Origin of the sequence: Amycolatopsis sp. NPDC101161 (assembly GCF_044768185.1) — a bacterium.
Lineage (GTDB): Bacteria > Actinomycetota > Actinomycetes > Mycobacteriales > Pseudonocardiaceae > Amycolatopsis.
Window position 1 is genome coordinate 611,227 of the sequence record NZ_JBIWPI010000005.1, and the last position, 16,046, is coordinate 627,272.

At 72.5% G+C, this 16,046-nt stretch carries 15 protein-coding genes; 6 read left to right on the forward strand and 9 right to left on the reverse strand.

The window, feature by feature from the left end; all coding sequences use genetic code 11:
* Positions 1–148 precede the first annotated feature (148 nt).
* The 6 genes from ACIRSS_RS36310 to ACIRSS_RS36335 all read right to left on the reverse strand — a co-directional run bounded on the left by ACIRSS_RS36310 (position 149) and on the right by ACIRSS_RS36335 (position 4,057).
* The gene (locus ACIRSS_RS36310; protein ID WP_400903304.1) at positions 149–559 is read right to left on the reverse strand and encodes an Lsr2 family protein; all 411 of its coding nucleotides are present in this window, start codon (positions 557–559) and stop codon (positions 149–151) included.
* Positions 560–733: 174 nt separating this feature from the next.
* Entirely contained in the window at positions 734–925 is a 192-nt protein-coding gene (locus ACIRSS_RS36315; protein WP_400903307.1) for a hypothetical protein, read from the reverse strand.
* Between the two features lie 261 nt (positions 926–1,186).
* Positions 1,187–1,849, reverse strand: coding sequence for an HU family DNA-binding protein (locus ACIRSS_RS36320; protein WP_400903309.1), 663 nt, complete (start codon positions 1,847–1,849; stop codon positions 1,187–1,189).
* A gap of 355 nt (positions 1,850–2,204) precedes the next feature.
* The gene (locus ACIRSS_RS36325) at positions 2,205–2,831 is read right to left on the reverse strand and encodes a hypothetical protein (protein WP_400903311.1); all 627 of its coding nucleotides are present in this window, start codon (positions 2,829–2,831) and stop codon (positions 2,205–2,207) included.
* The gene (locus tag ACIRSS_RS36330) at positions 2,832–3,566 is read right to left on the reverse strand and encodes a sigma-70 family RNA polymerase sigma factor (RefSeq protein ID WP_400904023.1); all 735 of its coding nucleotides are present in this window, start codon (positions 3,564–3,566) and stop codon (positions 2,832–2,834) included. It lies immediately after the preceding gene.
* 32 nt (positions 3,567–3,598) lie between these two features.
* Positions 3,599–4,057 carry an RNA polymerase sigma factor gene (locus ACIRSS_RS36335; RefSeq protein ID WP_400903312.1) on the reverse strand — a complete coding sequence of 153 codons (459 nt, stop codon included), beginning with the start codon at positions 4,055–4,057 and terminating at the stop codon, positions 3,599–3,601.
* A 299-nt stretch (positions 4,058–4,356) separates the two neighbouring features.
* Between ACIRSS_RS36335 and ACIRSS_RS36340 the strand changes: the two genes are divergently transcribed.
* From ACIRSS_RS36340 to ACIRSS_RS36360, 5 genes are all read left to right on the forward strand, one after another.
* The gene (locus tag ACIRSS_RS36340; RefSeq protein ID WP_400903314.1) at positions 4,357–6,099 is read left to right on the forward strand and encodes an ATP-binding protein; all 1,743 of its coding nucleotides are present in this window, start codon (positions 4,357–4,359) and stop codon (positions 6,097–6,099) included.
* A gap of 43 nt (positions 6,100–6,142) precedes the next feature.
* Positions 6,143–7,303 (forward strand): exonuclease SbcCD subunit D, encoded by a 1,161-nt coding sequence (locus tag ACIRSS_RS36345; RefSeq protein ID WP_400903316.1) that lies wholly within the window; start codon positions 6,143–6,145, stop codon positions 7,301–7,303.
* Between the two features lies 1 nt (position 7,304).
* Entirely contained in the window at positions 7,305–10,706 is a 3,402-nt protein-coding gene (locus ACIRSS_RS36350) for an AAA family ATPase (protein ID WP_400903318.1), read from the forward strand.
* The gene (locus tag ACIRSS_RS36355; RefSeq protein ID WP_400903320.1) at positions 10,703–11,680 is read left to right on the forward strand and encodes a hypothetical protein; all 978 of its coding nucleotides are present in this window, start codon (positions 10,703–10,705) and stop codon (positions 11,678–11,680) included. Before ACIRSS_RS36350 ends, ACIRSS_RS36355 begins: the two co-directional genes overlap by 4 nt.
* Before the next feature lie 364 nt (positions 11,681–12,044).
* Positions 12,045–14,105 carry a glycoside hydrolase family 3 C-terminal domain-containing protein gene (locus ACIRSS_RS36360; protein ID WP_400903321.1) on the forward strand — a complete coding sequence of 687 codons (2,061 nt, stop codon included), beginning with the start codon at positions 12,045–12,047 and terminating at the stop codon, positions 14,103–14,105.
* An 18-nt stretch (positions 14,106–14,123) separates the two neighbouring features.
* On the opposite strand, the gene ACIRSS_RS36365 is transcribed toward ACIRSS_RS36360, so the two are convergent.
* Together ACIRSS_RS36365 and ACIRSS_RS36370 are read right to left on the reverse strand one after the other, a co-directional pair.
* Positions 14,124–14,696: a hypothetical protein gene (locus ACIRSS_RS36365; RefSeq protein WP_400903323.1), complete on the reverse strand. Its 573-nt coding sequence runs from the start codon at positions 14,694–14,696 to the stop codon at positions 14,124–14,126.
* 52 nt (positions 14,697–14,748) lie between these two features.
* The gene (locus ACIRSS_RS36370; RefSeq protein ID WP_400903325.1) at positions 14,749–14,994 is read right to left on the reverse strand and encodes a hypothetical protein; all 246 of its coding nucleotides are present in this window, start codon (positions 14,992–14,994) and stop codon (positions 14,749–14,751) included.
* Between the two features lie 100 nt (positions 14,995–15,094).
* Here ACIRSS_RS36370 and ACIRSS_RS36375 point away from each other — a divergent pair, with 100 nt between their 5' ends.
* A complete protein-coding gene (locus ACIRSS_RS36375; protein WP_400903327.1) occupies positions 15,095–15,307 on the forward strand; it encodes a hypothetical protein in 213 nt (70 codons plus the stop codon).
* A 37-nt stretch (positions 15,308–15,344) separates the two neighbouring features.
* Here the strand turns inward: ACIRSS_RS36375 and ACIRSS_RS36380 are convergent, their stop codons facing one another.
* On the reverse strand, positions 15,345–16,046 hold the full coding sequence (locus ACIRSS_RS36380; protein ID WP_051183801.1) for an IclR family transcriptional regulator: 702 nt from the start codon (positions 16,044–16,046) through the stop codon (positions 15,345–15,347).

The window sequence follows — 16,046 nt, forward strand, 5'->3', positions numbered from 1 at the left end:
CCGTTTTGGGGGGGGGGGGGGGGGGGTTCGGGGGTGTCCCGGGCCCCCCCCCGGGGGGGGGGGCGGGGGCGGGGGGGGGGGCGGGCCCCCCCCCCCCCCCGGCGGGTCGCGCCTCGATCTCTCCCCAGTGATCTACCGGCCACCGCTCTTACTTCTTGGCGGCGGCGACCTTCTTGCGCGGGGCGCGCTTGCGCGGCGCCGCCGGGGCCTCGGTCTCGGCCACCTGGGCCTGCTCGTAGGCCGCGATCACCTCGGACGAGAGGCGGCCGCGCTCGGAGACCTCGTAGCCGTTCGCGTTCGCCCAGGCGCGGATCTGCTGGTTGCGCTCGCGGTCGGTCGTGCTCGTCGTGGTCGACTGCCCGGTGGCGACGCGCACCTTGCGGCCGCCGATGCGCCGGCCGGCCGCGATGTAGCGGGCGAGCTCGTCACGCAGGGAGGCGGCGTTCTCGTCCGAAAGGTCGATCTCGTAAGTGACGCCGTCGAGGCCGAACTGAACGGTCTGGGCGGCGGTGCTGCCGTCGATGTCGTCCAGGATCTCGACGAGGACTTTCTGGGCCACGGGAATGCTCCTCAAGCTGGATGTGCGTCCGGGGAACGTGACGTGTGACAAGTTGCACAATGACCGACGTTCTCAGGTGGAGTGTATCCACCCGGGGATCGGTACGGCAATTTCCCCGGGACTTCCCGCGATTCAGCCGTCCTGATTGGACGCACGGCGGTGGAAACGCGGGCACTAGGTCCCGGACGGCATCGAACCCTGCTCGCCGTGGTGGTAGGGCGGATCCGTCTCGAGCGCCTCGTCGGCCTGCTCGTCGACGGGGTCCGTGAGCTCGGCCTCCCGGGCGGCCTCTTTGGCCTCTTCGATGTGCTGCCGCGAGCGGGCGAGCTCCGCTTCGGGGTCTTCGTGCTTCTCGTTCGCCGCCATCACAACTCCCTTGCCGGGGGCAATTCCGTGGTGTTCGGTTACCCGCTCGGCGGGACGGCAACCGTCGGAACGATTCTTCGGGGGTCATCGCGCAAATCCTGGCCCGGGCGACAGCTGTCCCGGGCGCGTGAGCGGTGAATTCTTCCGCTCTTCAGCGGCCGTGTGGTGAGCGTGTGACCGGGACCGGTTCCGTGTGCCCCCGCAACGCCGAAGGGCCCCGCACCAGCCGGTGCGGGGCCCTTCCGGGGTGAAACCTGGTTACTACTTCTTCTTGGCAGCCGACGTGCGCTTGGCGGGGGCCTTGGCAGCGGCCGGCTTCTTGGCGGCGGCGGTCTTGGTCGCGGCCGGCTTGGCGGCAGCCTTGGCGCGCGTGGTGGTCGCCTTCGCGGTGGTGGCCTTGGCCGCGGTGGTCTTCGCCGCCGCGGTCTTCGGGGCCGCCTTGGTGGCGGTGGCCTTGGCGGCCGGCTTCGCCGCGGTGGCGCGGGTCCGCGTGGTCGTCGAGCGCGTGGTGGCCGGCTTGGCGGCCGCGGCGCGGGTGGTGCGGGTCGTGGTGGCCTTCGCCGGAGCGGCGGCCGCCTTGGTGGCGGTCGCGCGGGTCGTCGTCGCGGCGGTGGCGCGCTTGACCGGCGTGGCCTTGGGCAGCTTCTTGCTGCCGGAGATGACGTCCTTGAAGGTGGTCCCGGCGCGGAAGGCGGGCACGTTGGTCTTCTTGACGCGCACGGCCTCACCGGTACGCGGGTTCCGGGCGGTGCGGGCCGCGCGGGCACGCTTCTCGAACACCCCGAAGCCGGTGATGTTGACCTTTTCGCCCTTGTTGACCGTCCGGATGATGATGTCCACCAGACCGTCAACGGCCTGCGAAGCCACCTTCTTGTCGCCCAGACGCTCCGACAGCGCCTCGATCAGCTGGGCCTTGTTCGTCATTCCAGTCCTCCATAGTGGAACTACTAGTCACGGCCCATCTCGGCCGACACTGCACACGGTATTACCAATACCGCACAAAATCCAACCGGGGGGTGAAATATTTCCTTGCGAGGGCGCTGGTTCCGCCTCCCGAGGGACGTCCGTGCGACGCGACCCGAAATGGAACCCGGACCTCGACCATGGCTCTGAGCAGGCAAAATACTAGGCTGGAGCCGTCCACAGTGGTCGTCCATATAGGACCCGGGGCCCTCCGGGCGACTTTTTGCGCGACACGCCGGTGTGAGGCCTCCCAGTGGGTGGCCGAGGCCGATCCCGCGCAGCGGCGGGGTTCCCGGGCCCGCCGGCGGCCCCCGGATCAGGCTTGCCGGGGCGCCGCCGGGGATCCCGCCGCGGCGCCCGGGAGCGTCACCCAGCCGATCGCGTACGTCTCCTTCACCGCAACTTCGACGGGGCGGAAGGCGGCCGCGTCGATCGACGGTGTCTGCCGGACGACTTCCTCGTGGAACCAAGCGGAAGTGATCAAGGCGAGCGGAGTCGGGGACGCCAGTAAAGCGGCCTTCACCTGCGCGGCTTCCAGTAGCCGGAAGGCGTGGTTGATCGACGGGGCCGTAACGCCGTACTCGTCGTGCACGACCTCTCCGGCGTGCAGGGCCATTCGCAGCCGCAGCTGTTCCTCGGTCCGGTGCCCGGCATTGTGGCGTTCCAGCCTGCGCACCAGTGCGTGCGGCAGGGAAGCTGCGATGGCCCCTTTGGGGATTCCGGGCGGCACCAGGACCAGCACGCCGTCACCGCAGTCGACGTGCCGGCAGTCCTTCCAGGTGACGCCCGAGTCGGCGAAAGCCCGCCGCAGGGCCTGATACAGCGCCTGCCTCAGGACCAGCCGGTGCCCGCTGGTCCGGCGAGCGTCCCCGTACCCGGAGACGTCGACCACCACGATCGTCCGGTGGACCGCCTGGTGGGGCCCGGTTTCGCGCCTGCCCACTCAGATCACCTCCTGCGCGGTCAGGACCTTCCTCAGCCGCGTCAGGGCGCGGTGCTGGGCGACGCGGACGGCGCCGGGAGTGGAGCCGACCGCGTCCGCGGTCTCCTCGGCTGACAAGCCGACGACCACGCGCAGCAGCACGATCTCCCGCTGCTTGTCCGGCAACACTTCGAGCAACCGCGACATCCGCTCGTTCAGCTCCCGCTGCAGTTCGTGCTGTTCGGGCCCGGCACCGTCGTCGGCCTTGTCGGGGATCTCGGCCACCGGTTCGGTTCGATCGCGCGTCGCCGCGCGGTGCGCGTCAGCCACCTTGTGCTGGGCGATCCCGTAGACGAACGCCAGGAACGGGCGGCCTTGGTCGCGGTACGAAGGCAATGCCGTGAGCACCGCCAAGCACACTTCCTGTGCGACATCGTCCGCGGAGGCGAACGACCGCTCCCGCCTGCCGACCCGGGCGCGGCAGTACCGCACCACCAACGGCCGGATGGCCGCGAGCAGCCGTTCCACTGCCCGGGGATCTCCTTCGACCGCGGCGGCGACCGGCTCGTCCAGCCCGTCGACGACGGTGGTCGAACCGGCTCGACGGCCCGCGGAAGCCGTGGCGGCAACCGGCACCGCGACGGTGCGCAGGGCGGCGGCCTGCCGCAGGACATTCCGCCGGAAGGCTTCCGTGCGCACCTCGTTGTCCAGGTCGAGGGTGAAGAGACTGTCGAGGTAGCCGTCCGCGATGGTCATGCGCCGGGTGAGCTCGTCGTGTCGTCGGCTGATCATCGGTCCCTCCCTTCGAGTTTCGCCAGCAACCGTCTGCGGCCCCGGGAGACCCTCTGCTTGGCCGCGGAAAGCGAGATGCCCAGGATCTCGGCGATGGCTTCCCGCGAGTGGCCAGCGAGCGCGAGCGCCACGGCGTGGGCTTGGTCTTCGGGTAGCGCGCGGATCGCGTGCAGCGTCTCCACCACCTCGAGGTGCAAGTCGGGCGAAGCCCAGGTCGTTTGGCACAAGCGGTCGCCGAACTGGTCGATGTCCGCGTTGTCGAACCGCCGCTGATGCCGCCGTGCGCTCATCACCATGTGCCGCACCGTGCGGTACAGCCGAGCGCTCTCGTTCCGGACCGGATCCTGGCCGGGCCGCTTCAGCGGGCGCATGACCAGTTCGACGTCGTAAAGCTTGCGGAGGCTCATCGCGCGCTCGGCCAGCGCGCGGTCTGCTTCACCGGGGCCGTCCGTCACGCCGGATCCGGATGTTCGGGCGCCGGTGGGGCTCCGCGGGAAGACCCGCAGCACCGTGCGGTGTCGGACATCTGTTCGGCCGGTCTGCTCACCGTGGACTTCTTCGTCACACCCATGTCGGTAAGTGACGGAAAAAGGCCTGCGGTGACTGAAGATCTTCCCCGTAGGGTGAACTCACTCGTTCGGCCCAGCGTGACCACTCCGGTACCCAGCACGCACAACGCCGTGTTGGGCGCGGGACTGTCGGTCCGGCGGGCTAGTCTGCCGCGGGAGGAAGACCCGGGCGGACAGGGAGAACCGTGGACCAGGAGACGCTCACCACCGTGGTCGGCCGGGTGGCCGGGACCGAGGACTCGACGCCGCTGCAGTTCCACGTGGCCATCGATCCCGAGGCCTACCTGCAGCTCGACGACGTCGTCGTCACGCGGCGGGAACTCCCCGGGCTCGGCGAAGTCACCTCCTACGGCGTCGTCACGCAGGTGAGCGCGCGGCACGAGGGCGCCAGCTTCGGCAGCGACGTCTTCCTGATCTCCGACGGCGTCCTGCCCGCGCAGGTGCAGGAGATCGCCGAGATCGCCACCACCCGCGTCGAGCCCGAGTGCTACGTGCCGCCGCGGCCGGGGGCCGTCGTCCAGCGGGCCGTGGGGGAGGATCGCGCGCAGGCGCTGTACTTCGACAACATGACCCGCCAGGTGGCCGTCGGCCTGGGGCGGGACGGCGAACCCGTCTACCTCAACATGGACTTCCTCGACGGCACCCGCGGCGCGCACGTCAGCATCAGCGGCGTCTCCGGCGTCGCCACCAAGACGTCGTTCGCGTTGTTCCTGCTGCACTCGATCTTCCGCGGCGGCGCCCTGCCGAACGCCCACAACGCCAAGGCCCTCGTCTTCTCCGTCAAGGGCGAGGACCTGCTGTTCCTCGACACCCCGAACCGCGCGCTCGACGAGAAGCTCAGGGACGAGTACCTCAAGCTGGGCCTGCCCGCCGAGCCCTTCGCCTCCGTCGGCTTCTACGCCCCGCCGACGCCGTCGGACACCACGGGGAAGCCGTACGTCACCGGCCGGACCTCCGGCGTCGGCGCCTTCTGGTGGACCATCGCGGAGTTCTGCGCGAACGACCTGCTGCCCTACGTCTTCGCCGACGCCGAAGACGAGCGCAACCAGTACACGATGGTCATCCACCAGGTCGCGAACCGATTGCGGCTCGACAGCACCCCCGCGGGCAAGGACGGCGCCGCGAACGTCGACGGCGTCCTGTGCCGCACCTACGCCGAGCTCATCGACGTCATCTGCGAGCGCGTCACCGACGAGGAAACCCGCGCGAGCTGGGCGGGTGCGGTCACCGGCGCCGGCACGGTCAACGCGTTCATCCGCCGCCTGCGGTCCAGCCAGCGCGCGCTCAACGGCCTCATCCGCGGCGACCTCACCGACCACGCCGCGCGCAAGCTGTCCACGGAGAACCAGCAAGTCACCGTCGTGGACATCCACAACCTCGTCGAGCGCGCGCAGCGGTTCGTCGTCGGCGTCACGCTCGCCGCGGAGACCGCGCGCAAGGAAGCCGCGGGCCCGGGCGGCCTGCTGTTCACCATGCTGGACGAGCTGAACAAGTACGCCCCGCGCGAAGGCAGCAGCCCCATCAAGGAGGTGCTGCTGGACATCGCCGAGCGCGGCCGTTCCCTCGGCGTCATCCTCATCGGCGCGCAGCAGACCGCCAGCGAGGTCGAACGCCGGATCGTCAGCAACAGCTCGGTCCGGATCGTCGGCCGCCTCGACGCCGCCGAGGCCTCGCGCCCGGAATACGGCTTCCTCCCGGCCAGCCAGCGGGTCCGTGCGACGCTCGCCACACCCGGCACGATGTTCGTGAGCCAGCCGGAGATCCCGGTGCCGATCGCCGTCGGCTTCCCGTTCCCGGCCTGGGCCACGCGGCTTTCCGAGGCCGGGCAGATCCCCGCGACCACCGCGTCGTCGAAGAAGTCCGATCCCTTCGCCGGCCTGCCGACGCGCGGCAGCGACCCGTTCGGCGACGACCCGCCGCCGTTCTGAGCCCGCCGCCCGCCGACCGCACGCAAGAACGGAAGGACGAAGCGTGAAGTTCCTGCACACCTCCGACTGGCACGTCGGCAAGACGCTCAAGGGCCGCAACCGCCTGGACGAGCAGCGTGCGGTGCTCGGCGAGATCGTCCGGATCGCGCGGGACGAGCAGTTCGACGCGATCCTCGTCGCGGGCGACCTCTACGAGACGTCGGCGCCGTCGGCGGCCGCGCAGGAGCTCGTGGTGCGGGCCCTGATGGCCCTGCGCGAAACCGGCGCCGAGGTCATCGCCATCGCCGGGAACCACGACCACGCGGCGACGTTCGAGGCGTACCGGCCGCTGCTCAAGGCGGCGGGCATCCAGCTCACCGGCGACCCGCGCCCGGTCCACGACGGCGGCGTCTACTCGTTCGACGCGCGGTCGACCGGCGAACGCGTCAACGTCGCCGTGCTGCCCTTCCTTTCCCAGCGCTACGCGGTCCGCGCGGCCGAGCTGCTCGCCGGGACCCCGGCGGACAACGTCGGCGAGTACGACCAGCGCGTGCGCGACATCCTGGAGCACCTCAAGACCGGGTTCTCCGCCGGCGCGGTGAACCTCGTCATGGCGCACCTGACGGTGACCGGCGGGACGATGGGCGGCGGCGAGCGCGCGGCGCAGTCCATCTTCGAGTACCACGTGCCGGCCACGGCGTTCGGCGCCGACCCGCACTACGTGGCGCTGGGCCACCTGCACCGGCGCCAGTCGCTGCCCGCCGCGTGCCCGGTGCACTACAGCGGTTCGCCGTTCGCCGTCGACTTCGGCGAGCAGGACAACAAGAGCGTCGTCCTGGCCGTCGAGGTGACGCCGACGACGCCCGCGAAGATCACCGAAATCCCGATGACGCAGGGGCGGCGGCTGCGGACCGTGCACGGCACGGTGGCGGAGCTCGTCGGCCGCAAGGAGGAGTTCGGCGAGGACTACCTCCGCGTCTACGTCCGCGAAGCGACCAGGGCCGGGCTGCGCGAAGAGATCCAGGAAGCCCTGCCCCAGGCCCTGGAAATCCGCATCGACCCGGAGTTCGCCGCCCCGGTGACGACGGCGGGCGGCGACCGCGCGGTCGCGGACCGTTCGCCGGGGGAGCTGTTCGCGAGCTACTGCGAAGAACGCACGGTCGACGACAAGCGCGTCCAGTCGCTCTTCGCGCGGCTGCACGACGAAGAGACGAGCGGGGTGTGACATGCGGCCTGTACTGCTGGAGATGACCGGCTTCGCGTCGTTCCGCGACAAGACCGAAGTCAGCTTCGCGGACACGGACTACTTCGCGCTCGTCGGGCCGACCGGGGCCGGCAAGAGCACCGTGATCGACGCGCTCACCTTCGCCCTCTACGGTTCCGTCGCCCGCTGGGACCACGAAGGCCTCGTCGCGCCCGCGCTCGCCCCGACGGCGAACCGCGCGACCGTGCGGCTGGTGTTCGACGCGGGCGGCGCGCGCTACCACGTCGTGCGCGAAGTCCGGCGCAGCGGCGGGAAGAAACCCACGGTCAGCGTCAAGAACGTGCGCCTGGAACGGCTCATCGACCCCACCGCGCTCGGCGGCCCGGAGGACGACGCCGACCCGGTCGCCGCGGACTCCGAGGTCACCCCGGCCGTCGAGCGGCTGCTCGGGTTGACGTTCAAGCACTTCTGCACCTGCGTCGCGCTGCCCCAGGGCGATTTCGCCGAGTTCCTGCACGCCAAGGCCGCGGACCGGCAGAAGATCCTCATCAAGCTGCTGGGCCTGGAGGTCTACGAGCGGATCGGCCGCCGCGCCGGCGTCACGGCGGAGCAGCAGAAGCAGCGGGCCGCTGTCCTCACCGAGCAGCTCGGCAGCTACGCCGACGCCACCGGGGAAGCCGTCGAAGAGCTGGCCGCGCGGATGGAGGCGCTGGCCGGCTTGGACGCGCGCGTGACCGCGGCCCTGCCGGGGCTCGACGACGCGACCCGCGCGCACGACGAAGCCCGGCAACGCGTCGCGACGCTGACGAAGGAGCTGAGCGTCCTCGACGCGCTGGAACGCCCCGAAGGCGTCGAGGACCTCGAGACCCGGCGGCGCGCCGCGGCGGAGGCGGCGACCACCGCCCGGACCGGGCTGGAGGCGGCCGAAACGGCGGACGAGGCGGCCCGGGCCGCGCTCGCGTCCGCGCCCGCCCGCGGCGAGCTGGAACGGATCCGCGCCGCCCGCACCGAGCTCGCCGAGGCCGAGAAGGCGCTCCCGGACCTGGAAAAGGCCGCGAAAGCGGCGTCGGAGGCGAAAGCGGCCGCCGCCGCCGCGGTCACGGAAGCCGTGTCCGCGGTCGAGGTGGCCCGCAAGACGCGGGACACGACCGCGCGGGCGGCCGAGAACGCGGCCGGCGAAGCGGCCCGCGCCCGCCAGGAGCGCGACCGGCTGGCCGGGCTGCGGCCGCCGGAAGATCTCGGGGACCTGGCGAAGGAAGCGGCACGGGTGGCGAAGCGCACCGCGGACGCCGACACGCGCCTGCGTGCGGCCGAGGCCGCCGACGCCGAAGCGCGCGCGGCGCTGGCCGCGCAGCCGGACGTCGCCCCGCTCGCCGCGGCCCGGTCCGACGCCCGCACGCTCTACACGGTGTGCGACGCGCAACGAAAAGCCGCGCCCGAGCAGGCCGCGCGCCGCACGGAGCTCGAAGCGGCGCGAGCCGCCTTCGCCCGCGCCGACGCCGAAGTCGCCGCGGCGAAGACGGCGGTGACCGAAGCCGAACGGGCCGGGCAGGCGCTGACGCTGCGGGCCGGGCTCGCCGTCGGGCACCCGTGCCCGGTGTGCGAGCAGGAAGTCGCGACGCTGCCCGACGCCGGCGGCCACGCCCACCTGGCCGAAGCGGCGGAACGCCTGGAGCGCGCCGAACGCGAGCGTGCCGCGGCCGAGTCCGCGCTGCGCAAGCTGGAGCGGGCCGTGGACCGCGACGCCGACTCGGCCGCGTCGGCGGCCGCGCAGGCGGAAGAACTGCGTGCGGTGCTCGCGGACGTCGATGGGCCACCGGAGTCGCCGGTGCTGCGGCGCAAGGTCGAGGCGTCTTTTTCCGAGCAGGACTACGCCGACCTCGTCACGGCCGTGCGCGAGCGGGGCGAGTGGCTGTCGGCGACGATCGACGGCCGCACCCGCGTCGCCGAGGCCGCGCACTCAGCCGACAAGGAACTGGCGGCGGCTCGCGCCGACCGCGGGGCGGCGCAAACCGCGGCCGACGGCGTCGAGAAGTCGTTCGCGGCGGCCAGGGAAGCGCTGCGGGCGGCGCGCGACCCGCTGGTGGAGCTGGGCGCGCCCGCGGTCGACGACGCCGACGTCCCGGCGGGCTGGCAGCGGCTGACCGCGTGGGCGGCGGCGACCCTCGAAGACCGGCGGACGGCGCTGGCCGCGCTCGAAGCGGCCGCCGAAGCTGCGGGCAAGGAAGCCGTCGTCGCGGCCGACGACCTCGCTTCGGCCGAGCGGGCCGCCGAGCAACGGCGGAAGCGGGCGCAAGAGGCGGCGCTGGCCGAGCAGTCGGCGACCACCGCGCTCACGACCACCCGGCAACGCCACGGCGAACTGACCGCGAGCCTGGCGGACGCGCCCGCCGCCGAGGTCGTCACCGAGCAGCTCGCGAAGGTCGCCGAACTCGAGCAAGCCGCGAAGAAGGCGGACGCGGACCTGCGGACCGCCCGCGCCGCCGCGAAACAAGCCGCCGAAGCCCAGGCGCGCATCGCCGACCAGGTCGACGCGGAACGGCAGCGGCTGTCCCGGGCGCGCGACCCCCTGGTCGGCCTCGGCGCCCCGCCGATCGACGGCGACAGCCTCCTCGGCGCCTGGACCGCGCTGACGGATTGGGCGGCCGGGCAGGCGAACGAGCACCGCGACCGCCTGGCTGTCGCGACGACGGCCGAGGGCGAAGCGGCCGAAGCGTTGCGAGCGGCCGAACGCGCGGTCGTCGACGACGTCACCGCGCTCGGCGTCGCCCTGCCGGAGGGGCCGGTGCGCGATCGCGTGCCGGTCGCTTTGGCCACCGCGCGGGCGCGCGCTGAAGCCGACCACACGGAGATGAAGCGGCGCGTCGCGCACGTGGCGGGCCTGCACGGCGACATCGCGGCCGCGGAGTCCGAAGCGCAGGTCGCGCGGCTGCTCGCGGATCTGCTGCGGTCGGACAAGTTCCCGCGCTGGCTGATCGCCGGGGCGCTGGACACGCTCGTCGCCGAGGCGTCGGCGTCGCTGCTGGAGCTGTCCGGCGGCCAGTTCGAGCTGACCCACGACAAGGGCGACTTCCTGGTGGTGGACCACAACGAGGCCGACGCCCGCCGTCCGGTGAAGACGCTCTCCGGCGGTGAGACGTTCCAGGCGTCGCTTTCGCTGGCCCTCGCGCTGTCGTCGCAGCTGGGCGCGATGGCCGCGGAAGGCGCCACCAAGCTCGAATCGATCTTCCTCGACGAGGGCTTCGGCACCCTGGACGAGGCCACCCTCGACGTCGTCGCGTCCACATTGGAGAACCTGTCCGCGACCGGCTCCCGGATGGTCGGGGTGATCACGCACGTGCCGGCGCTCGCCGAGCGGGTGCCGGTCCGGTTCCTGGTCACCCGCGACGGCTCCGGCTCGCACATCAGCAGGGAGGGCGCATGACGGCGGTGGCCGGGATGCACTTCAGCGTCGACTCGTGGGACCCGGGCTACGGCAGCTCGATGGAGGCCGAGGAGCTGGCGCGGTCCGGGGCGGAGGTCGAGCTCGAAGTCGAGGTGCCCATGGCCGAATGGGCCCCGATCGACCCGTCGCCGGTTGCGCCGCCCGACGCGGTGTTGTTCGTCGACGGCGTCCGCCGGATCGACGCCCGCGTGTGGATCGACGACCCGGCCGGGACGAACTCGGCGTCCATCGGGCTGTGCGCGTCCTACGCGGCCGGGGTGGTGTGCTGCTGCGACGGACGCGCGCACGTCGTCGGGACCGACGTCCGGCGCGGGGTGTTCACGGTGGCCCAGGAAGCCGCCGACATCGTGACGCCGGCGGGGGTCTACCGGGCGTTCCGCGCCGCGGCCAAGGAGGACAAGCCGCTGGCGGTGGTGCTGTCGTCGGCGTTGCAGGAGCAGCTGGCCGAAGCCGAGCTGGACACGGCCACGGCGGCGCGGCAGGCGATCGCCGGCCACGTCGGCAGCGACCTGCTGGTGGTGGACGGCCCGCTGAGCGGCCGCACGCACCTGTCGCGGGCGGTCGGGTTCATCAAGAGCCACCAGACGACGTACCTGCCGGGCGAGCTCAACGCGATGGTCGGCCGGCTGGAGCCCCACCAGCGCACCCCGGTGTTCCTGATGGGCACGACGTGGGTCCGGCATTCGTGGTACCTGCGGCTGCCGTCGGTGGGCGGCCCGCCGTGGTCGGGGGTGGTCCGCGTGGAGGCGGCGCCCCACCTCGGGCGCGAGGAGGTGGCGGGCCTGGCGAACCTGACGCAGTCGGTGCTGGGCCGGTTCGCCTCGGTGGAGTACAAGGACTCGCGGGCCCCGCAGAACCTGTACCCGATCGCGGGCCTGGAGCGCGATCTGCGGCACCGGCTGGGGGACCAGCAGTTCGTCTACCGCGCGTTGCGGCTGGCCGCGGCCCGCTGAGACCGGCCCGGCGGGGGTGATCAGCTCCCGCCGGGCCGGACCCGCCCTCTGGGGTGGGCGGGTCCCCGGGGCGGGCCGCCTGGGGGCACGCGCCCGGCCCGGGGTGTCCTTTGTGGAGGGTCAGCCCGCCGGGCCACCCGCGTGCGCCGGAGCGAGCGTCGTCGCCGCGGCCGTTAGTCCGATCAGTGCTTTCTTCGGCAAGCTCACGCCCCTCTCCTGCGTGCTCCCTCCACGCGTGAGCCGGGGAAACGGTTGAGCCGCTCCGATGTTCAAGTACGTGAACGACTATCGAGTCTATGTTTACTGGTCACGTATGCGTTAACTTGTCCGCCGTTGATCCCGTTCGACGGCGAGGGAGACCGCGATGCGCACCGGCCGGCTCGTTCTTGCGGCGGTACTGGGGTTGTCGCTCGCGGCACCGGCCACGGCGGTCGCGGACGCGCAGCCGTGGCGCGATGCCCGCCAGTCGCCCGACCGCCGCGCCGCGGAGCTCGTCGCCGCGATGACCCTCGACGAGAAGATCTCCCAGCTGCACCTGCAGCCCGACGCCCAGCACCAGCGGTTCGTCCCGCCCATCCCGCGTCTCGGCGTCCCCGGCTTCCGGATCGCCAACGGTCCCGCCGGGATGGGGCCGGCCGACGACAAACCGCAGAAGCCGGCGACCGCGCTGCCCGCCACGATGGCGCTCGCGTCGACGTTCGACACCGACCTCGCGCGCCGCTACGGCCGCCTGATCGGCGACGAAACCCGCGCGCTCGCGCACAACGTGTCCGAAGGGCCCGACATCAACATCGCCCGCGTCCCGCGCAACGGCCGGACGTTCGAGGGCATGGGCGAGGACCCGGTGCTCGTCGGGGCCCTGGCCGCCGCCGACATCCGCGGCATCCAGGAGAACGGCACCATCGCCGAGGTCAAGCACTACGCGGCGAACAACCAGGAGACCCAGCGCCAGAGCATCGACGAGCACATCGACGAGCGCACCCTCAACGAGCTCTACCTGCCGCACTTCGAGCAGGCGGTCACCGAAGGCCACGCGGGCTCGGTGATGTGCGCCTACCCGAAGATCAACGGCGTCTTCACGTGTGAGAACCCGGCGCTGCTGCAGGACAAGCTGCGCGACGACTGGGGCTTCAAGGGGTTCGTCCAGTCGGACTGGGGTGCCGCGCACAGCACCGTCGGCTCGGCGAACGCGGGCATGAACCTCGAGATGATCGACGGCACCTGGTACGGCGAGAAGCTGAAGCAGGCCGTGCTCGCCGGGCAGGTCAGCGAACAGCGCGTCGACCAGCTGCTGCTGCCGCGGTTCCGCACGATGTTCGCGTTCGGGCAGTTCGACCACCCGCCGGTGCTCAGCCCGCTGCCGACCGCGCAGCACGACGCCGCCGCGAAGCAGTTCGCCGAACGCGGCATGGTGCTGCTGCGCAACGAGCACGCCCAGCTGCCGCTCGACCCCGCGGTGAAGTCGATCGCGCTGATCGGGCCGTTCGCCACCAAGGCCAAGACCGGCGGCGGGGGCAGCTCCGCCGTCATCCCGACGTCCACTGTGGACCCGTTGACGGGGCTGCGGGCGCGGGTCCCGGGGGCCGCGGTGACGTCGGACGACGGCAGCGACCCCGCCCGGGCAGCCGCGCTGGCGGCCGGTGCCGAGGTCGCGGTCGTGATGGTCGGCGACAACGAAACCGAGGGCAAGGACCGGCCGAGCCTGGCCCTGGACGGCAACCAGGACGCGCTGGTGGCGGCGGTCGCCTCGGCGAACCCGCACACGGTGGTCGTGGTGAAGAGCGGCGGCCCGGTGCTCATGCCGTGGGTGTCGTCGGTGCCGGCGATCCTGCAGGCGTGGTACCCGGGCCAGCAGGACGGCGCGGCGGTGGCGGGTGTGCTGTTCGGCGACGTCAACCCGTCGGCGAAGCTGCCGATCACGTTCCCCGCGGCGGACGCGGACACCCCGGCGAACACGGCGGCGCGGTTCCCGGGCGTGAACGGGGTCGCGGAGTACTCGGAGGGGCTGCAGGTCGGCTACCGCTGGTTCGACGCGCAGGGCAAGGAACCGCTGTTCCCGTTCGGGTACGGCCTGTCGTACACGACGTTCGCCTTCTCGGGGCTGTCGGTGCGCTCGGCGGGCGACGGCGCGACGGCGACGTTCACGGTCCGGAACACGGGCCACCGCGCGGGAGCGGAAGTGGCCCAGCTGTACTTGGGCTTCCCGGCGGCCGCGGGTGAGCCGCCGCGGCAGCTGAAGGGGTTCTCGCGGGTGGAGCTGGCGCCGGGGCAGTCCCGCCGGGTGACGATCCACCTGGACGCGCGCGACTTTTCGGTGTGGAACGCGGGCAGCCACGCGTGGACGCCGGTGAAGGGCGGGTTCACGGTGCAGGTGGGCGACTCGTCGCGATCGCTGCCGCTGCAGGTACCGCTCGTGCGGCGCTGACCGGCCGCGGCAGGCTCGTCAGGCCTTGCAGCCCGGCGCGCTCGCCGCCGCAGTCAGCAGCTCCGGGGACTCCGCCAGCGGGGCCACCGGGTCGTACGTCCCGTCGATGTCCTGCTGGGCCTGGTTCAGCGCATTCCACGCCGGGTCCTGCGAAGCCGCGTCGCCCGGCTTCGCGCCGTCCAAAGCCGCCTTCGCGTCGCGCGCTCGGTCGTGGGCCGTCGTGTACTTCTGGATGAACGCCTTGCGGACCGTCTCGGCCAGCGGTGCCGGCGCCGGCGGGAGCGCCTTCAGGCGGTCGACCACCTCGCCCGTCCGGTCCGCGAGGCCGCCCAGTTCCCGGCTCAGCGCACGTTGAGCCTCCTCGACCGAGCCCGGCGCCGAGGTTCCGGGGACCGCCTCCGTGTTGTTGCGCTTCCGGTAGTCGTGGATCGCCGAGCAGAACCCGTCCAGCCAGCCGAGCGTCGCCGGGTCCACCGTCGGCGGGGTGGCCGGCGCCGTCACCGTCACCGTCGGCGGCGGGGTCGTCGGACCGGGCTCCGAGCACGCGGTCAGCAGCAGGCAGGCCCCCAGCAGACCCGGCACGATCTTCATGGCGTCCCCTCCCGGTTTGCGAGTACACGCGCGAGGGGCGCCGCCGGTTGCGTCACGCCGCGGCGAGCGTCCCGCCCAGCGCCGAGCGGCCGTCGTCGGTCAGCTCCGCGCGCGCCCACTGCCCGACCGCCACCACGCGGTCCGGCCGGATCAGCCCCGCCCGCGCCAGGTCGTGCGCCGTCGCCTGGTCGCAGCACGGCAGCCCGTCGACCCGCAGGTCCGGTTCGCAGCTGCAGGTCAGCTCGGCCCGCCCGGCGCCGACCGCCCGCAGCATCGCCAGTGCCCTTCTGTTCAACATGGTCGTTCCCCCTCCGTGGTGCTGTCCTGGAAGAGACGTGACCGCCGTCACCGAATACGCGGTTTTCGCGAGGTTCCCCCGAACGGTGCATGCCCGGAACGTGGGCGACCGCACCGCGTTCCGGGCCGCGCCGGCTTCGGACGCCACGATGTGCGACGACGGCACCGACCGCGACCTCGCGAAGTGGTCCGAAAAGGAGATCTTCGCCGGCCGAGGTCACCTCGAAGTGGAGATCGCTCAGGACGAGGCGACGCGGTGGGCGTTCACCGTTCGCGACGGCAAGGTGGCGCGCTTCGAAACCGGCCAAGCCTGACCTTCCCAGCACGCTTTTGTGACTCCTGGGACGGGAGTTACAGGCGTTCCTGCAGCGCGTCCGCCGCGGCGAGCAGGTCCGCGGCCCAGCGCGCGCCCGGCTTGCGGCCGATGCGCTCGATCGGGCCGGACACCGACACCGCGGCCACGACCGTGCCCGCGGAATCGCGCACCGGCGCCGAGATGCTCGCCACGCCGGGCTCGCGCTCGGCGACGCTCTGCGCCCACCCGCGGCGCCGCACCTCCAGGAGCGTCCGCTCGCCGAAGACCGCGTCGGCCAGGATCGTGCGCTGGGTGTGCGGATCCGCCCACGCGGCGAGGACCTTCGCGCCGGAGCCGGCCGTCATCGGCAGCCGCGAGCCCACCGGGACCGTGTCCCGCAGGCCGGACGGCGGTTCCGCCGTCGCGACGCACACGCGCTGGACGCCGTCGCGGCGGTAGAGCTGCACGCTTTCGCCCGTGACGTCCCGCAGTTTCGGCAGCACCACGCCCGCCGCGTCGAGCAGCGGATCGGTCGAACCGCCGGCCAGTTCGGCCAGCGCCGTACCGGGACGCCAGCGGCCGTCCGGACCGCGGCGCAGCAGCCGGTGCACCTCGAGCCCGACCGCGAGCCGGTGCGCGGTGGCCCGGGGCAGGCCCGTCCGCGTGCACAGTTCCGCGAGGCCGCAGGGGTCGTCCGCGACCGCCTGCAGGACGGCCACTGCTTTGTCCAGTACTCCGATACCGCTATGCTGTCCCAC